Raw genomic sequence first — 8,220 nt, forward strand, 5'->3', positions numbered from 1 at the left:
CCGTTACGCAACTGCCACGCCTTGAGCAGGTGGGTGACCGGCTCGGCGAGCCGGTGGCGGATCCGTCGGTGCAGGAACAGCGACTCCCGGGTGCCGTACTCCCTGGCCAGGTAGAGGCGGATCAGCTCGGCGCGCTCCGGGTCGGTGGCCTCGATGGCGTCGGCGTAACGTCGCCGCAGGTCGAGGTCGTCGGGGTCGGCGAGGATGGCGGCGTAGAGGTCGGCGGACGTGGCCATGACGCCAGCGTATCGACGGGTGACTCGATCACCGCCGGTGCCGTTCCGAACTCCACCTTCCACGGTCTGGGCCGACCGGTCGCCGACCCGGCGGCGGTGCTCGATCTGGCCCGGCACGCGCTGCCGCAGGTGGCGCAGTACGCCCAGGTGGACGCGGTGGTCCCGGTCGGACCGGACCTGTTCGAGATCCGCGCCGCCGGCCAGCACCCCCTGACGGTACGGCTGACCAGCGGCCCGTTGGCCGACGGCATGGTGGCCCGGTCGCATCGCGACCCGGACGGCGCCTTCACCGTCACCGTGTCCGACCGGGCTGCTGACCAGGTGGTGGCGCGGGCGCTCGCGCACGAGGTCGCCGAGCTGGCGGCCCTGCACGAGTCGGGTCGGGCCCTGGTCGGCCCGCTGGAGCCGGGCAACGTCCAGGGCCCGATCGACCCGGCTGGACTGACCGCTCACGACCACGGGCGGATGGCGGAGATCCGACTGCTCGCCGCCACGTACGCCGCCGCCGACCCGGCCGCCAGAGCCGTCGTGCGCGCCGAGATCGACGCTCTCGCCAGGCACCTTGGCCTCCGCGTCGGCGACCCGGACGTCCGGGCGCGGTGGGCGCTCCTTCCGCGTGACGTGCTTGCGCACCTGATGCAGCTCAGCGTGCCGTCGATCACTTCCGACACGGTCTCCACGGTGCTGGCGGGTGCCGCCACCCTCACCGAGGTCGAGCGGATCAGAATGATCGACTATCGGGCCCGCCTGGCTCCGGACTTCCAGGTGCCCCAGCAGGCGGACCTGGACGCCCGACTGCGGGAGCTGGCGACCGAGGCCGAACACGCACAGTCCGGTATGCCACGGATGCCCGCCTTCGCTGGGCAGATCGTCGGCATCCCCCAGGCGCAGCTCGGCCGGATCCGGGCGGTGGATCCGCAACTCGCCGACCGGCTCGCCGTCGAGGGCATCTACGTCGACCTGACCGGTCGCTACGACCTGCGTCCGTACATGGTGCCGAACGTGCCCGCCGTCGATCTCGGCGCGGCACGCCCGGCCTACGACCTGACCACCGAGGCCGGACGGCGCGCCCAACTGCACGAGGACCGGCAGCGGGCCCGCGCCACGCTACGTGCTCTCCAGGGCAACCAGGCAGCGGCCCTGCTCAGCGGGCACGACTTCCACTACCAGGGAACCGCCAGGTGGATGGGGCTGGTACCGGACGTCCTGACCGAGGCACTGCGCAGCATCACTCCGGCACCGACAACCACCGTCGCCACCGCGGAGAGTTCCGCGACGCAGGAATCGTCCGGAGAGATCCGGGTCGCGGCCGACCGGGTGACCCTGCCACCGGAGTCGGCCAGTCAGTCGGGCCCGGTCTACGGGCAAGCGCTGGACGCCCGCACCGGGCAACCACCACCACTGTTCGACGGACCACCGAAGCGGGAGGACGTCCAGCAGGGAGCGCTCGGCGACTGCGGCATGATCGCCGTGATCGGCTCGGTCGCCGGTCACCTGCCGGACACCGTCGCGCAGATGTTCCACCCCAACCCGGACGGCTCGGTCGACGTGGTGCTGCACGAGACCAGTGGCCCCGGCCAGACGATCACACCGACCGGTCGGCAACTGCGGGTCACCGTCTTCCCGGATGTGCCCCTGCACCCGAACTCGAACGGACACAGCGCGTACGCCGACCAGTCCGCGGTCGGGGCGTCGTGGGCGTCGCTGCTGGAGAAGGCGATCGCGGCGATCGACCGAACCTGGACCGAGCAGCGTCACGACCAGTGGCAGCAGCAGTGGACCGCCCGGCCGGGTGCGGACGCCGCGCAGGCGGCCCCGCTCGGCTACGCCCGGCTCGACAACGGCAGCAGCCGCCTGGTGCAAGCGGAGTTGCTCAGCCAGCTGACCGGCCTGCCGACGAGCGTCAGTGAGCTCGACCCGACGCCGGGCCGGGAGGCCGACGCCGAGACGCGACTGGCAGCCCTGTTGGCTGCCGGCAGCCCGCTGATCACCGGCACGCGCCCGGCCAGCGCCTACGCTGCCCAGCCGGGCGGCAAGCCACCGTACGGGCTGGTCGCGGGGCACGCGTACGAGATCGTGTCGGTGGCCAACGGCGAAGTGCAGCTGCGCAACCCGTGGAACTCCCGCCACCCGGCACCGATGCCGATGCGCGCCTTCCTCGACCTGATGAGCCCCTGGTACGCCCATGTCGAGCCGGCACGCAGCACGGTGGCCGCGTTGCCCAACTCCGAGTTCCACGGCCACGGCCGTCCGGTCGCCGACGCCCCGGCGGTGGTGGACCGGGCGCGGTCGGTGCTACCGACCTTGGCGGAGCCGATCGGTGCCGATCAGGTGACTGCCGTCGGACCGGACGTCTTCGAGATTCGTGCGGCCGGACTGACACCGCTGCGCGTCCAGGTCACCGCCGGCACCCTCGCCGATGGCGTGGTGGCGCAGACCATCCGCAACCTCGACGGAACGTTCACCCTCACCGTCTCCGACCGCGCGGCCGACTGGGTGGTCGACCGCGCGATGGTGCACGAGGCCGCAGAACTGCTGGCCCGGCACGAGACCGGTGACGCTCAGGTCGGGCTCTTCGACCAGGGCGCCGCCGAGGTGCCGATCGATCCGGCCGGCCTCACGGCCCGGGACCGGGGCCGGTTGGCCGAGTTGCGCCTGCTGGCCGCCGGGTACGCACAGGTCGATCCCGCCACCCGGGTCGCCCTGCGAGCCGAGATCGACGCCCTGGTCGACCGGTTGGGTCTCCGCTGGGGTACGCCCGACGTAGCCGCGCGACTGGCGGTCCTTCCCGCTGAGGTGTGGACCCAGGTGATGCAGCTGAGCCTGCCGGTGATCACACCGGAGGCGGTGACCGACGCCCTGGCCTTCAACCCCAACCAGACAGCGGTCGAGCGATTCCGCGCGATCGACTACCGCGGTCGGCTCGCTCCCGACTTCCAACCACCGCCCGCCGCCGACCTGGCCGCGAAGCTGCGGGAGCTGGCCGTGCACGGGGAGCAGAGCCAGTCCTCGCTGCCCCGCATGCCCGCCCTTGCCGGGCAGCTCATCGGCCTGCCGCCCAACCTGCTCGACCAGGTACGCCAGGTCGATCCACGACTCGCCGACCGGCTCGCCGCCGAGGGCATCTACGTCGACCTGACCGGCCGCTTCGACCTGCGCCCGTACACCCTCGAAGGTGCCCCCGAATTCGCCCTGGACGCGTCGGCCCCCGCGTACGACCTGAACACCCCGGCCGGCCGCAACGCGCTGGCGATGGAGGACAGGACCCGGACCTACGCCACGTTCAACGTCGAGTACGGCTCGAATCCTGCCGCCATGGCGGTACTCACCACGCACAGCTTCCACTACCTGTCCGATGCGCGGCGGATGGGACTGGTGCCGACGGCGCTCGCCGAGGCGCTACGGGCGATGATGCCGCCTGACCCGGACGTCGAGACCGAGGTCATCCCGACCGTGAGCGCCGGCGAGATCGCTGTGGTCGCCGACCGGGTGACCCTGCCCGATCCAGATCCTGAGTATCCGATCGAGTACGGCAACTCCCTGCTCCCGGCAACGGGCCAGCCGGCACCGCTCCTCGACGGCCCGCCCGCACGGACGCAGGTGCAGCAGGGCTTGCTGGGCGACTGCGGGATGCTGGCCACGATGGCGGCCCTCGCCGGGCATCGACCGGCGAGCATTCCTCGGCTGTTCGAGCCGAAACCGGACGGCACGGTGGACGTCCTGCTGCACGAGAGTGTGTTGCGCGGGGACGAGTCGACGGCCACCGGGCGGCGTATCCGGATCAACGTGCGGCCCGATGTCCCAGTTCATGCCGGCAGTTCCTGGGCCGCGTACGCCGACCAGTCAGAAGTCGGCGTCGGGTGGGTAGCGGTGTTGGAGAAGGCGCTCGCTGCGGTCGACAGGACCTGGACCAAGGACCGTCACGAGCAGTGGCAACGCGAGTGGCGCGGGTGGGAGAGCAAGGACGATCCGCACCGTGCCGCGCCGGTGGGCTACGCGCGGCTCAACGTCGGCAGCACTCCGCTGATGCAGGCCGAGTTGCTCACCCAGCTCACCGGCCTGCCGGCCCGGCAGACGCCACTGGATACGAGGCCGGGTCGAGAGGCAGAGGTCGAGCGATACCTGGCGACCCTGCTCGCGGCGGGCAGCCCGATCACCATCGCGACTTGGCCCAAGGAGAGCTATCCCGGGCTCAGCGTCTTGCCGTATGGGCTGAAGGCGAAGCATGTCTATGAGATCGTCGTGGTGCAGAACGGTCAGGTACAGCTACGTAACCCATGGAACACGGAACATCCGTCGTCGATGCCGCTGCGAGCGATGCTGGACCTGATGGGGCCGCAGTGCGCGCACCTGGAGCAGTCACCAGCTGCCGCCCTGCCGCCGCCTTTGGCGGGTAGTGGTCCTGCAGCAAGAGTCCAGCCAATCGTGCCATCGCCCCGAACATCCATCGAGCAGATCGCAAACCGTTCGCTGACCGTCCCGAGCCCGGGCTCTCCGCTGATCGATCAGCCCGGATCGCTGACTAAACCGTCGTCGCCGCGCACCCTTGGGCGCACGCACCTTGATGACGAGAAGTACGCAATCAGCTACTTCGCGTTGCTCGGCGAGGGCGGTAGCGTGGCTGGCCTGATGGTCTCCGAGGTCGGCGGCCCGGGACGCTCGCTGCATTGGGCGGCCGGCGGCGTGGTGCTGGCGCAGGCGACTCCGGCACCGGTGGATCGTGCGGAGGCCGAACGGATCGCCCGCGACGTGCTCGGTTTCCTGCTACCCGCCGAGCCGGTGCTGTACGACATGCTGGACACCTGATCGTGCCTGAGAAACCGGGAGAGAGCTGGTGCGCTCGTTTACTCATGTGGCTGCCGTCCGGAACAACGCGACGACGCCTGTCGGGCCGGCCCGGTTCGGAGTGCGCTGGGTCGACGTCGGACCACCGGTGCGTGCGGAGATCATCGTCATGCCATTCCAGCGCGACGAGAGTTTCGCCTACGAGGTCACGCTCGGGGAGACCTTCCCAGTAGGCGAGGAGACCTGGCGCTTCGCGGATCTGGACATGTCCAGCGCGGACGACTGGAAGGTCACCGTCCGTCGGGTGGACGAGAACGAGGTGATGGAACCGCCGACCGGCCGGCTGTGGAAACGGGCCCGGCTGAGGCCCTATGGCCAGCTCGACGAGGCCCAACTCCAGTCCTTGGAGACCGCGCTCGGGGCTCAGCTACCGCGCGGCTACCGCGACTGGCTGGGGCGGAACAACGGCGCGCAACCCGAGGTGCCGCACCACATCCCGGGGATGCCTGTCGCGTTGCTTCCGTCGGGTCCGCTGTTCGGCGTGCACCCTGAATACCCTCCGTTCGACCTGGTGCACGCCCAGCGTCGACACCGGGACCTGTGGCTCTCGCCGGCCTGGCTCGTCATCGCCAGTACGGTCAGTGGACTACTTGTCGTCTCGGCGGAGTTGGGCAACGAAAGCGTCTACTTCGCGAACGAGTTCGACCTGGTCGGCCCGGCTGGCCCGGCCGCCGCGGCCGCCCGGGAGCGGAAGCTGAGGGCGGTGGCCTGGTCGATGTACGAGTTCATCGGCCGGTTGACCCCGATGGAGCTGGACCATCTTCCTCCCGCACAGATCCACCCGCCCGGGACGTTCACCGATCCCGCCAACTACGAGAACGGGCAGCTATGAGCGAGGTGCGGGGGGCCGGGAGAGAACTGGTGCGCTCGTTCACCCATCTGGCCACCGTCCGGAACAACACGACGACGAGTATCGGCTCAGCCCGGTTCGCGGTGAGTTGGGTCGACGTCGGTACTCCGGTGCGGGCCGAGATCATCGTCATGCCCTCGACGAGCGGAGAGGACTCGGCCCACGAGGTCACGCTCGGTGAAACCATTCCGGTGGGTGAGGAGATCTGGCGCTTCGCAGATCTGGACATGGCCAGTGCGGACGAGTGGACGGTCACCGTCCGTCGGGTGGACGAGAACGAGGTGCTGGATCCGCCCATCGGCCGGCTCTGGAAGCCGGCCCGGCTACGGCCCTACGGCCAATTGGAGGAGATCCAACTCCAGTCGTTGGAGGTAGCTCTCGGTGCCAGGCTGCCGATCGGCTTCCGCGAATGGCTCGGTCGCACCAACGGCGCGCAGCCGGAGACGGAGCATCACATCCCGGGCATACCCTTCACCCTGCTGCCGGAGAGGCCGCTGCTCGGGGCACACCCCGAGCAGCCACCGTTCGACCTGGTGCACGCCCAGCGCGCGCACCGAGATTTCTGGCTGTCGCCAGATTGGTTGGTGATCGCTAATCCGTCCGGTGGACTGCTGGTGGTTTCGACCAGCAGCACCGGCGACGAGACGGTGTACTTCCTGCACGAGTTTGATCTCGTCGGCCCACCGGGTCCGGCCGCCGGGTTGGGCCGCGAACAGGCCCTACGTGCGGTGGCCGGTTCGATATGGGAGCTGATCGGGCGGCTGACTCCGACCGAGGAGGCAGAACTTCCACCGGCACGGATCCTTCCGCCCGCTGCTGGGACGGGAACCAGCAACGACGAACGCGGATCGAGGTAGGCGAAGAGTGCACTCCCTCAGGCGAGCCGCGCGAGCATTCCGGCGTACGCGTCGCGGACGGCGGTGAGCCGGTCTCGCCGGAAGCGACCGGGTTCGCGCTGGTGCAGTTGCCGGCCCCGGTCAGTGGTGAAGGCGCTCGCTGGGACCACGGCGCCGTCAGGCGGGATGAACTTGCCGACCTCGTCGAGCGCGGCCACAGCCCGGGTGAGCGCGGCGCGTGCCCGCTGCCCGGCCTCGCCGCCCCCAGCGTCGGCTGGCACCTGACCGGCGTACGCGTCAGAGACCAGCAGCCATTCTCCTGGGTCGAGCAACTGGGAGGGTTCGTCCCCGCCGTAGCGAAACCCGCCGCCGGCCGAGGTTGCCGCAGGCGGCAGCCGGAAGAGGAACTCCCGTTCCTGGCCGCACCCCGCGCAGGAACCCGAGTATCGGCTGGCCAGGTCACCATCGGCGAGTGCCACGACCGCACTCTCCCGAGGGAAACGCGTCTCCCCGCAGGCACACGGGTGCAGATCCATGTAGAGGTGTGCCTCCGCGTTGGTGCGGCTCAGCAGCAGGCTCATGCGAACCACCGTACCGATCGGACGCTTCCGCCGACGTCCCGGTACAGCCGCTGGCATACTCGCCGACCATGGTGCTGTCACGCGGCTGGGCCGTCTTCCTCACCGGGGTCGGGCTCTGGACCTGGGTGATCTGGCCGAGGTTCGCGGTGGCCATCTGGAACGACCCGAGGTCCTGGTCGAGCGAGATCGTCGGGGACTGGCCAGCGACCAACTTCCTCTGGGTGCACGCACTGCTCATCGCGGCGTCGTTGGCTATCGGCACGACCGTGGGGCTGCTGGGCCTTCGCGGGTGGCGGGCGCTCCGACGCGGTACGCGTTGAACCAGCTTCCACCGCCTGGTCACCGTGCCTCGCTGAGCCGTGAAGCGTTCGAGTAGGTCGCCCCGAGCTTCGGATGCCCCGGGGTGTGACGGGGACCGCGCCGCGCCGATTTGACGATCAATCCGTCGGACGCGTAACTTTCTCTCTGCCAACGCGGAACGAGGGCAAACAGGGCGAAAGCCTTAACGCTCAGTTCCGGGAGGCACCGGGTACGCGGAGGATGCAGTCCTCTGTGGACACGGCCGGGTGGGGCTTCACCGAGCCGCCGAGGGGCGGATTTGGTGGGGCGGAACCGACCGGGTAAGGTTGACGACCGGCAGGGCACCGGGCGAGCGTGCGGGAGACCGCAGCGGCCGGCCTGCCAAATCCGATGACCGAGTCAAGCGGGCAACCGCTGCGCTCGATCACGGGTGCCGAACCACCTGAAGCGTGACAGACCGGGACAACGCGGTTTGACTCGCCGCAGACGGTGAGGTAACGTAGTAAAAGTGCCCGGTGCGGTTGTGGTCGGGTGTGGTGCCCCGGATGGTGGCTCTTTGTGGGTTGTCTGAT

At 69.9% G+C, this 8,220-nt stretch carries 6 protein-coding genes; 4 read left to right on the forward strand and 2 right to left on the reverse strand.

Translation table 11 applies throughout. The features are described from left to right. Positions 1-236 (reverse strand): hypothetical protein (locus tag Vlu01_RS27190; RefSeq protein WP_204004963.1); only part of this gene is annotated, 236 nt, incomplete at its 3' end. Between the two features lie 96 nt (positions 237-332). Between Vlu01_RS27190 and Vlu01_RS27195 the strand changes: the two genes are divergently transcribed. The 3 genes from Vlu01_RS27195 to Vlu01_RS27205 are packed head-to-tail and all read left to right on the forward strand — an operon-like array spanning position 333 to position 6,788. Next, positions 333-5,042, forward strand: coding sequence for a C2 family cysteine protease (locus tag Vlu01_RS27195; protein ID WP_204004965.1), 4,710 nt, complete (start codon positions 333-335; stop codon positions 5,040-5,042). A 28-nt stretch (positions 5,043-5,070) separates the two neighbouring features. Further along, positions 5,071-5,913, forward strand: a complete 843-nt coding sequence (locus Vlu01_RS27200; protein WP_239096163.1) for a DUF6406 domain-containing protein — start codon at positions 5,071-5,073, stop codon at positions 5,911-5,913. Continuing rightward, complete coding sequence (locus Vlu01_RS27205; protein ID WP_239096164.1) at positions 5,910-6,788, forward strand: DUF6406 domain-containing protein; 879 nt, start codon at positions 5,910-5,912, stop codon at positions 6,786-6,788. Before Vlu01_RS27200 ends, Vlu01_RS27205 begins: the two co-directional genes overlap by 4 nt. Before the next feature lie 17 nt (positions 6,789-6,805). On the opposite strand, the gene Vlu01_RS27210 is transcribed toward Vlu01_RS27205, so the two are convergent. Beyond that, positions 6,806-7,348 carry a hypothetical protein gene (locus tag Vlu01_RS27210; RefSeq protein WP_204004967.1) on the reverse strand — a complete coding sequence of 181 codons (543 nt, stop codon included), beginning with the start codon at positions 7,346-7,348 and terminating at the stop codon, positions 6,806-6,808. A gap of 68 nt (positions 7,349-7,416) precedes the next feature. Between Vlu01_RS27210 and Vlu01_RS27215 the strand changes: the two genes are divergently transcribed. Continuing rightward, the gene (locus Vlu01_RS27215; protein ID WP_204004970.1) at positions 7,417-7,668 is read left to right on the forward strand and encodes an SCO4848 family membrane protein; all 252 of its coding nucleotides are present in this window, start codon (positions 7,417-7,419) and stop codon (positions 7,666-7,668) included. The last annotated feature ends 552 nt before the right edge of the window (positions 7,669-8,220 follow it).

This window comes from Micromonospora lutea (assembly GCF_016863535.1).
GTDB classification, from domain to species: Bacteria; Actinomycetota; Actinomycetes; order Mycobacteriales; family Micromonosporaceae; genus Micromonospora; species Micromonospora lutea.